The following is an 18,160-nucleotide window of genomic DNA, read 5'->3' as shown; positions in this document are numbered from 1 at the left end:
TAGGTAATAACACTATTTATTATCTAATAATTCTTCCGCTTGCCTTTGTGGCATGGGTAATTCGTCATGGCTGACAATCACTTTTTTCAGTTTATGATTAAACGCCGTAACGGTAATTTCTTCTAATAACCTGACTTCAACGGGGCTTAGTCCACCTTCATTTTTTTCTAAGGCTTGTATAACAATGCGGTGATGAGGGGTTAAAGGAAGGCGAATACTGAGTTTCATTGCATCAATAAGCTGTATTAGGAGGCTTTGGGCGACGTAGAAATCTCCGACAATTAACCGAGAAGATGAGAACTCCCCTTCGGCGGTGTACTCCTCATGGGTCTTTAGGTTTTTTAAAGTCATTGAGTTAGTGCGAAGTTGTAAATAGAAGTCCGCCATGTGTGATCTCCTTATAAACTCGTTATCCGCCAAGTTGCAGTATGTTGACTTGTCGCCTAGCGACAACGCAAATTATTTAGAGTCAGTATGGCACATTAAATGATCCCCAGCGCTTCTTTTAGTGGTTTTAAGTAACGACGGCTGACAGGAATATGTTCGCCCGACCTTAAAACGAGCTCTGCTTGCCCATTGTCACCAAACAAAATCTCACTTAATTCTGTCATGTTCACCAAATACTGGCGATGGCAACGGACCAAAGGTGTGCGTAACTCTAGCGTTCTCAGTGTCAGTTCGGTGAAGCCCTCTTGACCTTGCGTGCTCATCACATAAACACCACTCATCCGCGAGGTCACATACTGCACTTCGTCCAACTTCATCAGCCAAATACGACTGTGACCAGTACAAGGAATAAATTTGAGTGGTTCATGGTCACTTAGGATCTCGAGATCTTGTTTTTGCTTGCCTTGGCGTAGACGGGTTAGTGTTTTATTTAGCCTTTCACTCTCTAATGGTTTTAATAAGTAATCAAAAGCATGTTCTTCAAAGGCTTGTATGGCAAATTCATTAAATGCAGTTAGAAAGACAATATAAGGCCTATCTTCAGGGTCGAGCATGCGTACCATTTCAAGGCCCGTAATACGTGGCATCTGAATATCAAGAAACACGACATCGGGCTTCTTTTTATGGATAACACTGATCGCCTCAATGGCATTGGCACACTCATCCATAATTTCAATATCATCATGCTCTTCCAACAAACAGCGTACATTTTCCCGCGCAAGTGGTTCATCATCAACAATCAATACATTCATAGAAATTTAATCATTTTATTCTGTTAGCCTATAAGGCAGACGTAATTGCACTCGCGTAAACTGTTCAGGTTCATATTCCACGCTAACGCCATATTGTTCGCCATATTTTAGGCGTAGACGTTTATCAACTAGGCTCATGCCTAATCCATCGTTCTGAGCTGTGGGTTGATAAAGACCTGCATTATCTTCTATCTCAATATAAACCTGTTCACAGCGTATATAACTTCTAATTGTAATATATCCAGTGTCTAATAACTGTGAGGTGCCGTGTTTAATTGCATTTTCAACGATCGGTTGTAGGGAAAAGGCAGGTAACTCTACTTGTCTTAATGCTTCAGGGATATCCAGCTCTATCTGTAATTTCTCACAAAAGCGTGCTTTCTCAATTTGTAAGTAAGCATTTACATGCTCTAACTCTTCGCCAAGCGTTGCATTTTGTTCCGGACGCTTAAGGTTATTACGAAAGAAGGTGGAAATATATTGCACTAGCTGACCCGCTTGTTGGCTGTCTCTGCGAATAACGGCTTGTAGCGTATTGAGGACATTAAATAAGAAGTGAGGGTTTACTTGCGCGTGAAGTAGCTTCACTTCGGATTGTAGTAATGATTGTTTATTGCGTTCATATTGCCCAGCAAGGATTTGTGCCGAAAATAGACTCGCAATGCCTTCACCCAATGTACGGTTGATAGAGCTAAATAAACGGTTTTTGGCCTCATACAGTTTAATTGTACCAATAACGCGTTCGTTCTCTCCCCTAAGTGGGATCACCAGTGCAGACCCGAGCTTACATGTTGGGCTTAACGAACATTTATAGGGGGTTTCATTACCATCGGCATACACCACCTCGTTATTATCAATTGCTCGGCGCGATTGTTCTGAAGCTATGGGGGTTCCGGGGCAATGGTGATCGGCTCCTATCCCAATAAAAGCTAATATTTTTTCTCTATCGGTGATGGCGACCGCACCAATTTCTAGCTCTTGATAGATAATTTTAGCCACTTTCATACTGTTATCGGTATTGAAACCTTTACGTAAAATACCATCTGTGCAGAGGGCTATTTTTAGGGCCTGTGCGGAGAATGCGGTTGTGTATTTTTCTACGATAGCGCGGCGATCGAGTAAAATCCGAATAAACATCGCGGCACCAATCGTGTTGGCAATGACCATCGGGGCGGCAATACTTTTGACCAGTTCCAGTGCTTCGCCGAAAGGGCGGGCAAGTAATAGGATGATCAGCATCTGAATAATTTCGGCCACAAAGGTAACGCAACTGGCGGTGAGAGGATTAAATATTTTATTGATCTGACCGCGTTTCATATAGTAGCGGTGGACTAAGCCACCAATTAGCCCTTCCACGATGGTGGAGACCATACAACTGAAGGCGGTCATGCCGCCGAGTGAGTAACGGTGTAATCCTCCCGTGAAGCCAACAGCAAACCCAACCGCGGGGCCACCAAGTAATCCACCAAGGACAGAGCCAATGGCGCGTGTATTTGCTATTGAGTCGTTAATGTGTAACCCAAAATAGGTTCCCATGATGCAGAAAACCGAGAAAATGAGATAGCACATCACTTTATGGGGTAAGCGAATGGTCACTTTTAATAATGGAATAACAAGGGGGGTTTTACTGAGCGCCCATGCAATGACCAAATAAACGCACATCTGCTGTAGTAGTAGCAGAATGAGATCAAACTCGTACATAAAGGTTTCCAGTTGGTGGCGTCTTAACAGGGCAATTGTAACGTAAGCGGCTGATTTGATAATAGCGATTTGGTCAAAGTTAACTTTTCTTTATTTGACATAAGGGGCAAGTCACTTCAATATTATATATCCCCCTTCTATTTGTGACCTTGCGCACAAATTTATTAACGCTGTATCGGCAATTACTGCGATAATTTTATAGCCATAGTTTCCTCCGTGATTATTTAGGGTTTTACTAATAATGAAAAAAAGAACAATAGCACTGATTTTGTTGATGCTGATTTTGATAGCGGCGGCACTTTTCCATTCTCACAATCAATTTTTGCTATTACAAGGTGAAGTTGATGCACCCGAAGTCATGGTCACATCTAAGGCTAAAGGTCGTGTTATTGAGCGTCATGTTGAGCGTGGGGATGATGTTAAAAAGGGGCAGTTATTATTGACCTTAGAAAGCCCTGAGCTAACAGCGCAATACGCTGCCTTGAAAGCCGCAAGAGATCAAGCAAAGGCACAGTTAGCACAATCGCTCCATGGCACTCGCGAAGAGACGATCCGTCACCTGCAAGCCTCATTGGCACAAGCCAATTCACAATACCAAAATGCGTCTCGTGAATACCAACGCTTAAGTAATTTATCGGCTAAAGGCTATGTTTCAGCCAATGAGCTTGATAATGCGCGTAAAGCGAAAGAAGTTGCTTTTCAGCAAGTTCAAGGGGCAAAAGCGCAGCTTGAAGAAGCTAAGAATGGTGATCGCATTGAATTGCGTCAAAAATATGAGGCGGCGCTGAATGAAGCTGAACAAAAACTCGCGGAGCTTCAAGTCCAATTAGATGATTTACAAGTGAAAGCGCCAGTGGATGGGGAAATCGGTCCAATTCCCGCAGAAGTAGGGGAAATTTTCAATGCGGGCAGCCCGCTTTTGACCATGGTGCGTATACCGCAGTCTTACTTTATCTATAACTTACGTGAAGACATTCTTGTCGATGTGAAAAAAGGCGATAGAGTTCAGCTTGATGTGCCTGCATTAGGCGATAAAAAAATCGAAGCTGAGGTGCGTTATATTGCGCCAAAAGGGGATTACGCAACAAAAAGGGCAACACGTGCAACAGGGGATTTTGACTTGAAAACCTTTGAGGTTCGTTTGTATCCAGTAGAGCCTGTTGACGGCTTAAGGCCTGGAATGAGCGTGCTATGGCGCTGGGATAAATAAAAGGCGCGAGTATGAGATTAAAATTCGCTTGGCATGGTTTTGAGCATGCATTCAGTCGAGAAACACAAGCCGCTATTCGTAGTCCGGTTTTTCACTGGTTAAGCTGGTTGTTTCCATTAATGTTATTCACGTTAGTTAGTGCTAACTTCTCAGAAGGAACGTTGATGGATTTGCCTGTTTCAGTGGTGGATAATGACAGAAGCCCCGTTTCCCGACAAATTATCCGGGATCTCAATGCTGGACCCCATGCTGACGTTAAAGCGATTGATAATAATCTTAATACATCGTTAAAACGATTAGCCAGTGCACAGGATTATGCGCTGCTGTACGTGCCGACTAATTTTGAGGCCGATGCATTACGGGGGCGTCAACCTGAGCTACGCATGTACTATAACGCGCTGTTTTATGCGTCAGGGAGCTATGCAATCCAAGACTTTAGTGGGCTGGTGGCTGAGCTAAATGCCAAATATCGAACTCAGTTGGCAGGTTCGATGGGGAAAGCATTACCACCGCTCGCTCAAGTGACCCTCTCTTATGACAGTTTATTTAACCCTAGTGGTAGTTATATTTATTATCAGCAATTTGCGGCTACCATTCATATGCTACAACTGTTTGTGGTGACCTGTACGATTTACACATTATCACGTAGTTCTATCTTACAAAGCGTGAAGCCTTTCGGTATGGCGGTCTTAGGGAAAATGGCTCCTTATACGCTATTTTTTACGACACTGTTAGTGGTTGAACTTGCGGCTTTGGTCAGTATTTTTGATGCTAAGGTTGTGGGGAATCCCCTCTATATGATAATGGTGGGCTTTTTCTATGTAATAGCGGCACAAAGTATTGGGCTACTGCTATTTAGCTTTACTTCAAGTGCGATTATGGCTTACAGCTTGATAGGGATGCTAGTGAGTATTGCACTCGCTTTCTCCGGTATGGCTGTACCGGAATTATCCATGATTTTACCTGCGCAGATTATTTCCAATATCGAGCCATTAACTCATACACTCAATGCGATGTTTGATATTTTCCTACGTGAGATCTCATTTAAACGTATTGTGGAAGTGTGTCTATTTTTGCTGATTTATCCAATAGTGACGGCATTTTTGATCCGTAAGCGCTTGCCGAAACGTATTGCGGCACAAGGAGGGGAGCTGTAATGCAAATGTATTTTGCGACTTTCCGTAAGGTGCTGATTGGCATGTTAGATAAGCCAATGTGGTTATTATTGATCGTTTCACTGTGTGTGATGAGTTTGGTGTATGCGAAACCCGTCTTGTGGGATCTGCCTGTTGCAGTCATCGATCAGGATCATAGTGTGGCAAGTCGGGCACTTATCCGCGATTTGGATGCGGCGCCTAAAGTTAAATTACACAGCTATGACAATTTGGAACAAGCTCGTAAGGATATGATTAATCGGCAGCTTTTTGCCATTATTATTATCCCGACAGACTTTGAAAAATTCCTGCTAAATGGGAAAAATATCACTATCCCCGTTTATGGTGATGCGACAAACCGTTTAGCAAGTGGTCAGATCCAGCAAGAGCTAATGAGTGCGTATCAAACGTTATTAAATAGCTATAACACCCAATTACTCATCAACTCAGGATTTAGTCAAGAGCAAGCGAACGTCATTATTACACCAATACGTAGTTTAACAGAGCCGTTATATAACCCGGGTGTAAGCTTTGCCGCGATTGTGTTTCCTGGGTTGTTAGTGATGTTGTTACAACACTCCTTGCTGATTGCTTGTGTTCGCGTGAGTATTGCTATCCGCGGTACACCGAAAGGTAAACCACCATTAGCGGTGTATTTGGGGGCGCTATCGGCCTTGATACCGATCTGGCTATTTTTATCGACCGTCTTTTTTGCATTATGGCCGTGGATCTTAGGCTATCGTCAAGAGGCGCCATTGTATCAATTGTGGATGCTCACTTTTCCCTTCTTGCTTGCCGTAATTGGGTTAGGGAAGTTGGTCACTGAGTGTTTGCGTAGTGTCGAGATGATTTATCTGACATTAGCGTTTATTACAACACCTGTCTTTTACATGTCCGGTACGATATGGCCCTTACAAGCCATGCCTGAATGGGTACGAATGATTGCTTCGGCTTTACCATCAACATGGGCAACGAGTGCCATGGCGGGTATCAATCAAATGGGGCTACCTTTTAGTGGCGTCTTGATGGATATTGTGATGATGTTAGTGCTCGGTGTGATTTATACCGTAATTGGTGTCTTAATTGGCATGTTGCGTGATGGTGAATTACGTCAGATTTCTCATATTATTCATCGTTGGCGTAAACAACATCATAATTAATATTATTCTTCTGGCGTGTTTGATTGTCAGAAAATAAAAAACGATGGCAGTTGGTGGTAGCCAGCTGCAACACCACTAATCATTTTGCTCTCAATATTATTATCTTTATCTGTTTGGTATTCTTACTTAAATATAAGTATTTTTAACATTAGATAAGAAAAATCCATTATTGGTTTATTCGTGACAGGATTGTCATCATCAATTAATCGTTTAGACCTCATGCAGTTATTCTATTATTAATAAAGCGACTTATTTGATACTACTACTCTATCATGCTCAGTAAAAAATGAATCATTAGATCATAGTCTCTAGATAAAAGTAAAATGCACTGAATTATTTATAATCTCTTTATTTTTGAAAAAGGTTAAGCTACATTTATTCCTTTTTCACGGAAATATAATTTCATGGATTTTACAGCTATACTTTCTGCTCTACTCTCCTTTATTAGTTATTTTGCAATTGGTGCTGTTATGGTACTTGCATTCCTCTTTATTTATACACGTATATCGCGTCATAATGAATGGGTATTAATTAAACAGAATAATACCGCCGCTGGCCTTGCATTTATTGGTGCGATGCTAGGTTATATCACTCCGTTATCGAGTGCGATTTCTCATTCTATTAGTATTCTTGACTGTATAATATGGGGTGTTATTGCATTATTAGTTCAATTGCTTGTTCTTGGCGCAACAAAAATCTATATGCCAAAAATCAGTGAAAAAATAGAGCAAAATAATATATCCGCAGGCCTCTTTTTAGGTGGAACATCACTTGGATTTGGTATTTTGAATGCAGTAAGCATGAGCTATTAATGAATAATGATGTTCTATGAAAAATAAAAATAAAATCAAAAGAAAACAGCGTAAGTATAATAAGGCTCAAGAGGGGCCTGAATTAAAGCGTATTGGCCTTGATGTAAAAGATGAACCACGCAAAGGCGCTAATATACTTACGTTGGCAATTATGGGAGGAGCCGTTTTTTTGGGGTTACGCAGTTGCAGTGACGAATCACCAACACCCAAAATAACGATTTTCAAGGGGCTTAATGATTGTGAGCTTGCAGGTTATACCAACTCTTTTTGTAAACAAAAACAAGAAGAAGCACAACAAGAATTGAATAGAAGCATGGCGATTTACAATCGATTAGTTGATTGTGAATATCATTATGGGAAAGATAACTGTGTTTTAGTTCATCGTGCCCTTAATATAAGAGAATATCAGCAATGCTTATTACAATCAAAGCCAGAATATTGCGATAGCATACAGCGTGATGTTTATGGCCCCAAATTGGCTGGTTTTGCGCTTAATGAATTTCCGCAGCCAGCAAGTAGTAGTCATACAACCAGCTCTTACTCAGGCTCTCATTACTATTTTTCACGAGTTCGTCCATTTTATCGCGCTAAAAATGAACCGAATATTTATCATGAGCTAGGTTCATCCGATAAATGGGTTGCTGATGGTTCGAATAGGCTAAAGCCTGCGAAATATAGTAATAATTCGACTAAAACAACATCAAGAGGGGGCTTTGGGCATAAATCGGGGAGTAGAGGTGGTTAATTATGTTACGAATACCTGTAAAGCCACGCGAAGATTTAGTGCGAATTACGCAAGATTATGGTTTTGACTTCCATATTATCGACAATGAAATTTATTGGGATGAATCGCATGCTTATTGTTTTACATTAGCGCAAATTGAATCTGGCATCGAAGACCCAACCGAAGAGTTGCACCAAATGTGCTTAGAAGTAGTCAATTCTGCTATCAATGATGAACGTATTTTAGAAGCATTAGCCATACCTGAATTATATTGGGATGCGATTGCAAATAGTTGGCGAAATAATAAATCATCACTGTATGGGCGAATGGATTTTTCATGGAATGGATATCAGCCTGCAAAGTTGCTGGAATATAATGCAGATACCCCGACATCACTTTATGAATCGGCATTTTTTCAATGGCAATGGTTATCTGACATGACAGATAGAGGTATGCTTCCTGCAAATGCCGATCAATTTAATTCGATACAGGAAAAGCTTATCCAGCGTTTTTTATTGTGGCGCAATGAGCACCCTTTTTATTTTTGTTGCTGTGAAGGCTCCATTGAAGATAGAGGAACTGTTTTATATTTGGAAGATTGTGCGCGTCAAGCAGGGCTACAGACACAATTTATTTATGTGGAAGACATCGGATTAGGCTTAGGTGGTGTTTTTACGGATTTACAAGATCAAATTATTCACCAAGGCTTTAAATTATATCCATATGAATGGATGTTCCAAGATGATTATGGTCCGGTACTACGTAGTGAACGAACAGAATGGGTAGAACCTTTATGGAAATCCATTTTAAGTAATAAAGGACTATTACCGTTATTATGGCGTTTTTTTCCTAATCACCCTAACTTACTTCCTGCCTATTTTGCGGATGAGCAGAGCGATATTGTGGGAAAATTAAAACAGGATATGGGGAAAGCGTGGCAAGGGTTTACGACAAAGCCATTATTTTCACGGGAAGGCGCTAATGTTTCATTATTTTTTAATAATGAGCAAGAAGTGATCACGCAAGAATTAGGGATGTATGCTCAGGAGCCTAGAATTTATCAGGCGAGTGCTTTTTTGCCTAAATTCGGTAATGACTACACTTTAATTGGGAGCTGGGTGGTGGGGGATGCCCCAGCAGGGATAGGTATACGTGAAGATAACTCTTTAATCACAAAAGATACTTCTAGGTTTGTTCCTCACTATATTATGAATGAGTGAGTGTGAGGTAATGCTGTGAACCGTGCAATTTATTCATTTTTCAAAAATAAAATCAATGAGATGCTTTAGGATGAATACACAGCGGGAAGCTGGTGTTTGCTCCCGCTTTTTATCCAATGGCGCTGATTGATATTGCGGCTAAGGCAGCATTTCTAATCCTGCCACTTGCCTCCAATAACCATTACAACTCTTGTCATTGATGACCAGTGGCGCTTCTCCGGTTTGATTCGCTTTAAATTGCTCCAATATGTCTAGAGACTCAATGTTCTCCGGCGAAATACGTACAATATCAACCAAATCAATCATAGATGTTTGCTCATTACCTAGGTTGTAGCAATAGCCACTTTGTGTCTGTAACCCGTTGAGAGTAAACACTTGCTGTTGTTCTTGAGAGAACACCTTTCGCCCCTGAGGATAGTGAATGCAGCAAGTTTCACAATCATCTTTGGCACGATTTTCTGAACGGGCAGTAAAACAGCGAGCAGAGTAGGCCAGCGGTAAATGACCATAACTCATCACTTCTACTTCAAATTTGCCACGTATCCCCAATTCATCGCATTGATTGAGTAAATTGATCAACCAGTCACGAGAAAGCTCTACAGGCATACACCAACGCTGCATGCCTTGGCGTAATAATATATTGAGGGTCTGTGCGTTATAACAATTCAAACCATGACCAGCAATAAAAGGAAGATGGCGCTCAGTGAGCATATTGACGACACCAAAGTCATGGGCTTCAACCAAAAAATCGCCATTATCAACGAGTTTACTCATTTCTTTAAGTTCGGAAGGTGCCTGCAATAGCGCTAATGTACTTAAGATAATCTGCTTGCCACTTAGCGCTAGCGTTTTTGCTAATTCAATCCAATCAGCCGGCTTCATTTCACGGCGCTTGCTACAAACCGTCTCACCAAGATAAATAATATCGGCTTCACTTTGTGCTGCTTGCTGATAAAAATCATATAGCTCTTGTTTAGGCCAGTAATAAAGAACTGACCCTAATGCATACTTCATCATCTATTCCTTATTATTGCCATTTACGATGATAAGCGCCTAATGTGGTTTGGCTGCCTTCAGAAAGCCCACCCAGTACTTTTATCCATTGTGGATCTGCAATAAATTGCTCTGGGTTTGCATGATATGTATCGATAGCTTTTCGCCAGATGCGTGTCACTTCGGTGACGTAAGCAGGGCTGCGCTGGCGGCCTTCAATTTTGACCGAGGCGATATTCGCCGCCATTAGGTCTGGTAGTAATTCGATGGTATTGAGGCTAGTTGGCTCTTCGAGTACATGATATCGATGGTCATCCACCAAATAACGCCCTTTACAGAGAGTGGGGTAGCCTGCATTTTCATGACTTTGGTAGCGATCAATAAGCACTTCATTTAAGCGTGACTCCATGCCATGAGGCGTTTGTTGCCAACGAACGAAACGCGCGGGCGAGCATGCCCCAACAGTATTGGGGGATTCACCCGTTAAATAGGAAGAGAGATAGCAGCGTCCTTCCGCCATAATACATAGGCTACCAAAAGCAAAGACTTCTAAGGGGACAGGGCTACTTTTAGCGAGTTGTTTGACTTGATGAATAGATAGAACCCGAGGCAGTACAATCCGATGAACATTAAAATTGCGGGCATAAAAGCGAATCGCTTCGGTGTTGGTTGCTGAAGCTTGAACGGAGACATGACGTTCAATATGAGGGTATCGGTGTGCAGCATACTCAAGCATCGCGAGATCGGCAAGGATCAGGGCATCAGCCCCTAGCGAAGCCGCAAGATCGACCGAATCTTTCCAACGTTGAAAGCCATCTGGGTGAGCAAATGTATTGATAGCAATATGAAGTTTACGCTGATGTTGATGTATGTAGCGCTCTGCTTCTTGCAATTTTTTTTCAGTAAAGTTGAGTCCAGCAAAATGGCGTGCGTTAGTATCATTTTTCAAGCCAATATAAACCGCATCGGCACCGTTATCGACAGCGGCTTTAAGGGCCGGTAAGTTGCCTGCTGGGCAGAGTAATTCCATGGTATCTGTTCCAGTTTAAATTTTCGACAACTTAGCATTCTAGTCAACTCATGCGATGTAAATTTTGATTTAAGGCATTGAATTGGCTGTTGGCTATCTGTTTTTGTGGCTTATGAGGTCATGACTCCATGAGCTTTTTGGCATAATAAAAAATAAATGCTGGCGAGAAGTGTAAACCTTGATATAGGATCAAGTGAGTACTTATTTTCTCTGGCATGATAGGACTATTCTATTATTGAGTATGTCGATATAAATGCCTGTTCTAATACTGATTTGCTACCGAGAGGCCGTAGCTGATGCTGGGGTGTGTATTTAACGGGCAGGCAATTGATACGGGAGTCAGTGCTGTGTTAGCTAAAATTCGTTCTCAACTTATTTCAAAAGGGCCTTCATTATTGAAGTTACCTTTAAAAGTGACCCCATTTGCAGTGCAGCGTCAAGTACTTGAGCAGTTACTGAGCTGGCAGTTTCGTGAATCGGTCAAAGAAGGGGAATTGGATTTTCTCGAAGGGAAATGGCTGAAAGTTGAAGTCAGTGACCTTGATTTAGTCTGGTTCATTAGTTTGCAAAATGGCATGTTAATTGTGCGTAATCAAGAGCAAGCCGATGTCAGTGTCTGTGCTACAGCCAATGACTTGATCCTTATCGCGGCGCGTAAAGAAGATCCTGATACGCTGTTTTTTCAGCGCCGTTTGGTCATTGAAGGTGACACCGAATTAGGGCTGTATGTAAAAAACCTTATGGATGCTTTTGAGCTAGACAATATGCCGACACCCCTGCGTTTTGCATTACTACAATTGGCCGACTTGATTAAAACGACTCAACAAAATGAGGACACAGAGCATAAAGGCTCCGTGGTTGCCTCATGCTAATTCGTGTTGAAATTCCTGTCGATGCTATGGGGATCGATAAGTTACTGCGTGACACTTTCCCGACGGAAGCAGAAGCCGATCTGGTACAAAAGCTACGAGAAGACGGCTTATTGACTCTGGGTGTTGTTGCCACGAATGACAACGGCGAAGTGATCGGTTATGTCGGCTTTACACCTGTCGATGTCAACAATGAAGACGTTCAATGGGTTGGCCTTGCACCGCTTGCAGTGAGTAAAGCGCACCAAAAACAAGGCATTGGTGGGCAACTTATTTATGAAGGGCTAGATAGTCTTAATGAGTTTGGCTATGGTGCGGTTGTGGTATTAGGAGATAGCAACTATTACCGCCGTTTTGGCTTTGAACCTGCCTCAAAATATGAAGTTTTCAGCCAGTGGCCTGAATTGCAAGAGCATTTTATGATTTGTGGGCTAGAAAATGGCAGCTTGAGTGATCACAAAGGGCAGGTGACTTACTCTTCACACTTTGATGTATTCTGATGCATTAAGTAATCAAGGATATTAATGGGCTGGTCAATAACCAGCCTTTCTTTGGCGGCTTTACTCAGTTGTTTTATCTGATATTCCAATCTTGACGCGGTAGCGCGATCCCCGGCTAAACAATCAAATACTAGCGTGAGCGGCATTTTCCCCTTCAATGCTTTTGCGCCTTTTCCCTCTTTATGTTGGGTAAAGCGGCGCGAGACATCTGTGGTGATTCCACAATATAACCTGTTATTTTTCTCTCTAATTAGGTAAATGTACCAGTTTTTCTGCGTAGACATTTTATTTTGTTGCCCTATTTTTGACTTTCTGTGCTGAAATTTAAGGGGAAATAATTCATAAATAGACTAAAAATCTCGCGAACAAGGATAGCCATAACTTATTAAATTATAAATAAAAAATGACACATTAAAGTCATAAATTTGTAACCTAAAGCGTGGTTTTGATTCAAAATATTTGAACTATAACAGCAAAATTAGCTAATTTTCATCGTAACTAAAAGAGCATAATATGATCCATATCACAGGGGGAGAACAAAAATCCCTGATAAAAATGAATATACAATGAGGAAAACATTATGAAAAAATCAACATTAGTCGCTGCAACTTTGGCTTTAAGTGCTATTTCATTTGGTTCAATGGCTGCTGAAGAAGTTCAACATTCTAGCCAACCAGCTGCGGGTTATGTTTCTGTATCAGGTGCTGTTAGTGTTAATGACCTGACTGAAAAGTTAGCCAAAAAAGCTGATGAAGCTGGTGCAACTTCATTCCGTGTTATCTCAGCTGGCGGTGAAAACTCAATGAATGGTGTTGCTGCAATCTATAAATAATTTATAGTACCTAGCAAATGTAATACCAAACGTTCAGAACAGCTTAAGCACGCTCAGCGATAGGATGTACATATTCAAAGAGCGTGTTCTGAACGGTCAATATGGGCTTTTGCTATGAATGATGAACACGCCTTACAACATATCCAACGTTACTTTTCTCGCCAACACGTCTTTTCTCTATTTACTTGCCACGGCAATGATATCTGGCCTGCCAGTTGTTATTATGCATTTGATGCTAAGTCGATGAGTTTATTCTTTATGACCGATCCTGCTTCACGCCATGGTCAACTGATGACTGAAAATCCTCACGTCGCAGGGACTGTCTCTGCCCAAACGAAAGTGGTTAGCCAAATCCAAGGGCTACAATTTATTGGGCAAGTGATAGCGCTGGATGGGAGCTTACGACAGCAAGCCCATCAATTTTATTGTCGTCGCTTCCCTGTGGCATTGACGGCAAAACTGCCTGTATGGCGTTTGGAGTTACAAGAAGTCAAAATGGTCAATAATAAATTGGGTTTTGGCAGCAAGCTCTATTGGTCTAGAAATCGCTAGCGTAATTTATGGATCACTTGATTACTGCTTCCTCGCCAAAGTAACGCGGGGTCATGCAGCGCTTTTACAAATTTCCCATCAACCAGTACATTGATCAAACTCACCACCTTATGTTGCTCGGCGGTCAGTTCGGCAAATTGATAGCCTGTCCATAGCCAAATGTCTTTATCTGGACAAACGGTTTTTACACGTTTAACCAACTGAAAGATCGCTGATAAGTTAGCGGGATGTAGTGGATCCCCGCCGGAAAGGGATAAACCTTGCCGACGGATACGGGTATCTTGTAAGTCTTGAATGATCCTATCTTCCATTTCCTGAGTGAATGGAATACCGGAATCGAGGCGCCATGTGCTTTGGTTATAACATCCTCGGCATTGATGAACACATCCTGAGACGAACAGTGTGCAACGCGTGCCTGGACCATTCACGACATCAACAGGGTAATATTGATGATAATTCATACTATTAACCTAACTGCCCATTACCTAGGTGTTTGATACGTCGCTTCACTTCTTCTTGCTTGCCTGCATTAAATGGGCGTGCATCAGGGCTGCCAAGGTAACCACATACTCGGCGGATCACTGAGACACGGTTAGTATCATGGTTACCACAACGAGGGCAAACAAAGCCTTTACTGGTACAGTTAAACTCACCCGTAAATCCACACTCATAACATTCGTCTATGGGCGTATTTGTTCCATAATATGGAACATGCTCATAACTGTAATCCCAAACATCTTCGAGCGCTTTGAGGTTATGCTGCAAATTAGGATACTCGCCATAGCAGATAAAGCCCCCATTTGCGATGGCAGGGTAAGGCTGTTCAAAGTCTATTTTGTCGTATGGGTTCACGCGTTTTTCAACATCAAGATGGAAGCTATTTGTGTAGTAGCCTTTGTCTGTCACACCAGCTATTACGCCAAATTCAGCAGTATCAAGGCGGCAAAAACGATCACATAAGTTTTCACTAGGTGTACTGTACAGGCTAAAACCATAGCCAGTTTCTGCTTTCCACTCATCTGTTGCTTGGCGTAGGCGGTTAACAATCGCGATGGCTTTTTCCCTTAAGTGCTCACTGTCGTAAACATGGTTTTGCGTACCAAATAGTGCATTGATGGTCTCATGTAGCCCGATATAGCCGAGCGAAATTGAGGCTCGACCCTTTTTAAAGATTTCTGCAACGCTATCATCAGCGGCTAATCTTACACCGCAAGCCCCCTCCATATAGAGAATTGGCGCGACACGTGCTTTGACGTTTTCAAGGCGTGCGATCCGTGTCATAAGGGCTTTTTTAGCAATAGATAAACGTGCTTCTAACAGTTGCCAAAATGCGTCTTCATTGCCTTGTGCTTCAATGGCAATGCGAGGCAAATTAAGGCTGATCACCCCTAAATTATTGCGACCATCATGAATTTGTTGCCCCGCTTCTTCGTAGACCCCTAAGAAGCTACGGCAGCCCATGGGGGTTTTAAACGATCCGGTCACTTTAACAACTTGGTCATAATTAAGGATATCGGGGTACATGCGCTTGCTAGCACATTCAAGGGCTAACTGTTTGATATCATAGTTAGGATCACCAAATTGGTGGTTTAACCCTTTTTTAATAGCAAAGACCAATTTAGGGAATACGGCTGTTTTACGATTTTTGCCTAAACCTGCAATACGATTTTTCAAGATGGATTGTTGGATTAAGCGCGCTTCTTTCGAGGTGCCAAGACCAAAACCAAAGGTGACAAAGGGGGTTTGCCCATTCGCGGTATGCAATGTATTGACTTCATATTCTAGGGATTGGAAAGCATCATAGCACTCTTTTTCTGTTTGGCAGTCAGCATAACCTTGAGCATCATTGATCCCCCACGTTTCAGCCGTTTTAAGATGTTTTTCATAGCTGATGCGTACATAAGGAGCCAGAATTTCATCGATGCGATTAATCGTCGTACCACCATAAATATGGCTAGCAACTTGCGCAATGATTTGTGCAGTCACGGCGGTTGCTGTTGAAATTGATTTTGGTGGTTCGATCTCTGCATTGCCCATTTTAAACCCTTGCGTAAGCATGCCTTCAAGATCGATCAACATACAGTTAAACATCGGGAAAAAGGGGGCATAATCAAGGTCGTGATAGTGTATTTCTCCTCGTTCATGAGCGATAACGACATCACGAGGCAAAATATGTTGTTTGGCATAGTGCTTAGCCACAATACCAGCAAGTAAATCACGTTGAGTCGGGATCACTTTACTGTCTTTATTGGCATTTTCATTAAGCAGTGAAACGTTGCTTTGTTCGATAAGGCCGCGAATATCATGGGTAAGCTGGCTGCGTTTTTCGCGAGCACTATCCCTATCATGGCGATATTCAATATAGGCTCGAGCGAGGTCTTTATAAGGGCCTGACATTAGTTGATTTTCAACGGCGTCTTGGATCTCTCGAATATCGACTTTTTCACGGTTGCCAAGTTGCTCTGTGACCGTTGTAGCAACTTGAAGGCAATAGTCATCATCCTGAATATTCACAGCCGCTGATGCACGTTTTATTGCCTCTTGAATTCTTTGGAAGTCAAAGTTCACTTGGCAACCATCTCGTTTAATCACAACCGTTTTCACTGAAATGCTCCTTGTTGAGTTATCCACAACCTTAAACCTAGCGATAAGTTTCCGCTGCATGTGCGAAGGGAATGTGGATAAAACTGTGAATAAATACTATATGTAGTGTTTGATTATGTAATTAAAGCACAATATATAGTTTATTGCTCTTTTTTAGCTATCGATAATTTGATCCACAACAAGGAAAAAAATAAATTGTATGAATATCAAAAGCGGAGGAGATGAAAAATAAAAACGCCCCTAATTATTTAGGATGATGGCAACCTTGAGCACGTGATAGGTTTTCGAACAAATGGTTCTTTCCAACAGCGAGATATATCGAACGGTGACCTAAGTTGTGTCATTACTGCAATTGGCAACTTAAATGAGACTCTCCTATGCCATCATCATTGGATGAATGGAATATCACGCTCCCCCTGAACTGGCTTATGCTCTTTCCCGCGGAAGAAGCCATATTTCCCACTTTTTGCCGTTCAAGAGCTAGCGCATTTCTGACAAGATTTGGCGGGTTATATAGGCAAAGTGGCCAGCAAAACTGCGGGCCAAATTATTTTGTTGACCATTATCAGAGCATAGGCGTGGCTCTGGATATTAATATCCAGTTGATAATCGATTAGTCGTATTGTCGATGGAGGATTTGAGTCGGTGAAGATTTTGAGGATAGGGCTTTGATAAGGGTATTGTTGGCATTTAAAGAGCGCTGATATGCGATGATGAGTAATATTTTTATTTCACTGTTAAAAAACAATAAATTATCATTAAATAAATTTAATAGCGAAAATCGATAACGCATTTAATGAGTAATTAAGGTGAGTTATATTGTATTTAATGGGTTACACCTATGTTTATTATGGGTGTTCTTAGAGTGTGTCTAAGTTTATGAGTATTTTTTCTATTTTTTAATGGCGCCAAAAAATAAGCAATATTGAGGTTTTTTGTTTTATTATTGAAAAAAATAAAGCTATATCTCTTATAAAAATATCAAAATAATTAAATATGTAACAAAATGAAAATAGCGTTAAATAAAATCAACATACTCTCATTAAGAATAAGACATTGTTTGGAGATTTATATGATTTTGATTATCATGATTTATTGTAATCCATTGATATATAGGAACCAAATTAATATTTGGTTATGTCGATGCCATTAATAACAAATATTTAATAGTTATCACCTATCGAAATATGGAGACTTATCGTTAAAAACGTATTTACTCTAAATGGGGTTGGTTCTATATTCGCCATCAATTTATTATTTCAAAAATATCAAAATAATAGTTTTATTTTATGAATTTTTATTTGAGAAACTAAATTTAATATGGCAATAAAAATTCATTAAATATAAATATTGAGATTGTTTAAATAAAATAAGTTAGTGTAATTATTTCACGGAATGTTAATAATTAAATGTTAGATGTTTCTCCTATTTTAAGCCGATGAAATCAGTAATTAATATTTTAATTCCGGATACTATGCTCAACATTTTCGGGGAAATCTAACAGAATTTATTCTGTTCAGTCATGGTTAACTATGACGGCAAAATGTCAAATTAATTAATTCTATTTTAAGATTATATATAAATAAATTATATGGGTTAG

At 40.9% G+C, this 18,160-nt stretch carries 18 protein-coding genes; 10 read left to right on the top strand and 8 right to left on the bottom strand.

The genetic code is table 11. The annotated features are described in order from the left end of the window. Nucleotides 1–12: 12 nt before the first annotated feature. The 3 genes from PR833_RS08290 to PR833_RS08280 form a co-directional block, all read right to left on the bottom strand. A complete protein-coding gene (locus tag PR833_RS08290) occupies nucleotides 13–387 on the bottom strand; it encodes a YjaA family stress response protein (RefSeq protein ID WP_004915826.1) in 375 nt (124 codons plus the stop codon). A gap of 95 nt (nucleotides 388–482) precedes the next feature. Continuing rightward, nucleotides 483–1,199 carry a two-component system response regulator BtsR gene (gene btsR, locus PR833_RS08285; RefSeq protein WP_014657331.1) on the bottom strand — a complete coding sequence of 239 codons (717 nt, stop codon included), beginning with the start codon at nucleotides 1,197–1,199 and terminating at the stop codon, nucleotides 483–485. A gap of 15 nt (nucleotides 1,200–1,214) precedes the next feature. After that, nucleotides 1,215–2,900: a sensor histidine kinase gene (locus tag PR833_RS08280; protein ID WP_004915834.1), complete on the bottom strand. Its 1,686-nt coding sequence runs from the start codon at nucleotides 2,898–2,900 to the stop codon at nucleotides 1,215–1,217. 241 nt (nucleotides 2,901–3,141) lie between these two features. Between PR833_RS08280 and PR833_RS08275 the strand changes: the two genes are divergently transcribed. The 6 genes from PR833_RS08275 (at nucleotide 3,142) to PR833_RS08250 (ending at nucleotide 9,180) form a co-directional block, all read left to right on the top strand. After that, nucleotides 3,142–4,110: an HlyD family secretion protein gene (locus PR833_RS08275; protein ID WP_272526023.1), complete on the top strand. Its 969-nt coding sequence runs from the start codon at nucleotides 3,142–3,144 to the stop codon at nucleotides 4,108–4,110. 11 nt (nucleotides 4,111–4,121) lie between these two features. After that, nucleotides 4,122–5,267 (top strand): ABC transporter permease, encoded by a 1,146-nt coding sequence (locus PR833_RS08270; RefSeq protein WP_004915838.1) that lies wholly within the window; start codon nucleotides 4,122–4,124, stop codon nucleotides 5,265–5,267. After that, nucleotides 5,267–6,424, top strand: a complete 1,158-nt coding sequence (locus tag PR833_RS08265; protein ID WP_004915840.1) for an ABC transporter permease — start codon at nucleotides 5,267–5,269, stop codon at nucleotides 6,422–6,424. The genes PR833_RS08270 and PR833_RS08265 overlap by 1 nt, the downstream gene beginning before the upstream one ends. A gap of 404 nt (nucleotides 6,425–6,828) precedes the next feature. Beyond that, a complete protein-coding gene (locus tag PR833_RS08260) occupies nucleotides 6,829–7,236 on the top strand; it encodes a DUF350 domain-containing protein (RefSeq protein ID WP_004915844.1) in 408 nt (135 codons plus the stop codon). Between the two features lie 16 nt (nucleotides 7,237–7,252). Then, on the top strand, nucleotides 7,253–7,981 hold the full coding sequence (locus tag PR833_RS08255) for a DUF1190 domain-containing protein (protein ID WP_004915846.1): 729 nt from the start codon (nucleotides 7,253–7,255) through the stop codon (nucleotides 7,979–7,981). A gap of 2 nt (nucleotides 7,982–7,983) precedes the next feature. Further along, nucleotides 7,984–9,180 carry a glutathionylspermidine synthase family protein gene (locus PR833_RS08250; RefSeq protein ID WP_121874803.1) on the top strand — a complete coding sequence of 399 codons (1,197 nt, stop codon included), beginning with the start codon at nucleotides 7,984–7,986 and terminating at the stop codon, nucleotides 9,178–9,180. Nucleotides 9,181–9,318: 138 nt separating this feature from the next. Here PR833_RS08250 and PR833_RS08245 read toward each other — a convergent pair whose 3' ends face one another. Both PR833_RS08245 and ubiU read right to left on the bottom strand, forming a co-directional pair. Continuing rightward, nucleotides 9,319–10,194: a U32 family peptidase gene (locus PR833_RS08245; protein ID WP_272526037.1), complete on the bottom strand. Its 876-nt coding sequence runs from the start codon at nucleotides 10,192–10,194 to the stop codon at nucleotides 9,319–9,321. 13 nt (nucleotides 10,195–10,207) lie between these two features. Continuing rightward, nucleotides 10,208–11,203 (bottom strand): ubiquinone anaerobic biosynthesis protein UbiU, encoded by a 996-nt coding sequence (ubiU, locus tag PR833_RS08240; protein WP_004915849.1) that lies wholly within the window; start codon nucleotides 11,201–11,203, stop codon nucleotides 10,208–10,210. A 347-nt stretch (nucleotides 11,204–11,550) separates the two neighbouring features. On the opposite strand from ubiU, the gene ubiT reads away from it, so the two are divergent. After that, the gene (ubiT, locus tag PR833_RS08235; protein ID WP_014657334.1) at nucleotides 11,551–12,075 is read left to right on the top strand and encodes a ubiquinone anaerobic biosynthesis accessory factor UbiT; all 525 of its coding nucleotides are present in this window, start codon (nucleotides 11,551–11,553) and stop codon (nucleotides 12,073–12,075) included. After that, nucleotides 12,069–12,572, top strand: coding sequence for a GNAT family N-acetyltransferase (locus PR833_RS08230; RefSeq protein ID WP_036942691.1), 504 nt, complete (start codon nucleotides 12,069–12,071; stop codon nucleotides 12,570–12,572). Before ubiT ends, PR833_RS08230 begins: the two co-directional genes overlap by 7 nt. On the opposite strand, the gene PR833_RS08225 is transcribed toward PR833_RS08230, so the two are convergent. Next, nucleotides 12,545–12,856: a GIY-YIG nuclease family protein gene (locus tag PR833_RS08225; RefSeq protein WP_036942694.1), complete on the bottom strand. Its 312-nt coding sequence runs from the start codon at nucleotides 12,854–12,856 to the stop codon at nucleotides 12,545–12,547. The two genes, PR833_RS08230 and PR833_RS08225, sit on opposite strands and share 28 nt — an antisense overlap. A gap of 296 nt (nucleotides 12,857–13,152) precedes the next feature. Here PR833_RS08225 and PR833_RS08220 point away from each other — a divergent pair, with 296 nt between their 5' ends. Continuing rightward, a complete protein-coding gene (locus PR833_RS08220) occupies nucleotides 13,153–13,404 on the top strand; it encodes a DUF1471 domain-containing protein (RefSeq protein ID WP_004915853.1) in 252 nt (83 codons plus the stop codon). A gap of 114 nt (nucleotides 13,405–13,518) precedes the next feature. Next, a complete protein-coding gene (locus tag PR833_RS08215) occupies nucleotides 13,519–13,956 on the top strand; it encodes a YhbP family protein (RefSeq protein WP_004915855.1) in 438 nt (145 codons plus the stop codon). Here PR833_RS08215 and nrdG read toward each other — a convergent pair. After that, entirely contained in the window at nucleotides 13,953–14,417 is a 465-nt protein-coding gene (gene nrdG, locus PR833_RS08210; RefSeq protein ID WP_014657338.1) for an anaerobic ribonucleoside-triphosphate reductase-activating protein, read from the bottom strand. The genes PR833_RS08215 and nrdG overlap by 4 nt on opposite strands. Nucleotides 14,418–14,421: 4 nt before the next feature. Continuing rightward, nucleotides 14,422–16,560, bottom strand: coding sequence for an anaerobic ribonucleoside-triphosphate reductase (nrdD, locus tag PR833_RS08205; protein ID WP_014657339.1), 2,139 nt, complete (start codon nucleotides 16,558–16,560; stop codon nucleotides 14,422–14,424). Nucleotides 16,561–18,160 lie beyond the last annotated feature (1,600 nt).

Source organism: Providencia sp. PROV189 (assembly GCF_028480065.1).
Lineage (GTDB): Bacteria > Pseudomonadota > Gammaproteobacteria > Enterobacterales > Enterobacteriaceae > Providencia > Providencia stuartii.
The sequence above is the reverse complement of the archived record's forward strand: the minus strand, read 5'-3'. Positions and strand labels throughout refer to the sequence as shown.

What these genes read in the sequence shown, in the direction of transcription:
- PR833_RS08270 (WP_004915838.1), top strand. Translation starts at nt 4,122, where the DNA reads ATGAGATTAAAATTCGCTTGGCATGGTTTTGAGCATGCATTCAGTCGA.
- PR833_RS08250 (WP_121874803.1), top strand. Translation starts at nt 7,984, where the DNA reads ATGTTACGAATACCTGTAAAGCCACGCGAAGATTTAGTGCGAATTACG.
- PR833_RS08245 (WP_272526037.1), bottom strand. Translation starts at nt 10,194, where the DNA reads ATGAAGTATGCATTAGGGTCAGTTCTTTATTACTGGCCTAAACAAGAG.
- ubiU (WP_004915849.1), bottom strand. Translation starts at nt 11,203, where the DNA reads ATGGAATTACTCTGCCCAGCAGGCAACTTACCGGCCCTTAAAGCCGCT.
- btsR (WP_014657331.1), bottom strand. Translation starts at nt 1,199, where the DNA reads ATGAATGTATTGATTGTTGATGATGAACCACTTGCGCGGGAAAATGTA.
- PR833_RS08265 (WP_004915840.1), top strand. Translation starts at nt 5,267, where the DNA reads ATGCAAATGTATTTTGCGACTTTCCGTAAGGTGCTGATTGGCATGTTA.
- PR833_RS08275 (WP_272526023.1), top strand. Translation starts at nt 3,142, where the DNA reads ATGAAAAAAAGAACAATAGCACTGATTTTGTTGATGCTGATTTTGATA.
- PR833_RS08280 (WP_004915834.1), bottom strand. Translation starts at nt 2,900, where the DNA reads ATGTACGAGTTTGATCTCATTCTGCTACTACTACAGCAGATGTGCGTT.
- PR833_RS08230 (WP_036942691.1), top strand. Translation starts at nt 12,069, where the DNA reads ATGCTAATTCGTGTTGAAATTCCTGTCGATGCTATGGGGATCGATAAG.
- nrdG (WP_014657338.1), bottom strand. Translation starts at nt 14,417, where the DNA reads ATGAATTATCATCAATATTACCCTGTTGATGTCGTGAATGGTCCAGGC.
- PR833_RS08260 (WP_004915844.1), top strand. Translation starts at nt 6,829, where the DNA reads ATGGATTTTACAGCTATACTTTCTGCTCTACTCTCCTTTATTAGTTAT.
- PR833_RS08220 (WP_004915853.1), top strand. Translation starts at nt 13,153, where the DNA reads ATGAAAAAATCAACATTAGTCGCTGCAACTTTGGCTTTAAGTGCTATT.
- PR833_RS08290 (WP_004915826.1), bottom strand. Translation starts at nt 387, where the DNA reads ATGGCGGACTTCTATTTACAACTTCGCACTAACTCAATGACTTTAAAA.
- PR833_RS08225 (WP_036942694.1), bottom strand. Translation starts at nt 12,856, where the DNA reads ATGTCTACGCAGAAAAACTGGTACATTTACCTAATTAGAGAGAAAAAT.
- PR833_RS08215 (WP_004915855.1), top strand. Translation starts at nt 13,519, where the DNA reads ATGAATGATGAACACGCCTTACAACATATCCAACGTTACTTTTCTCGC.
- PR833_RS08255 (WP_004915846.1), top strand. Translation starts at nt 7,253, where the DNA reads ATGAAAAATAAAAATAAAATCAAAAGAAAACAGCGTAAGTATAATAAG.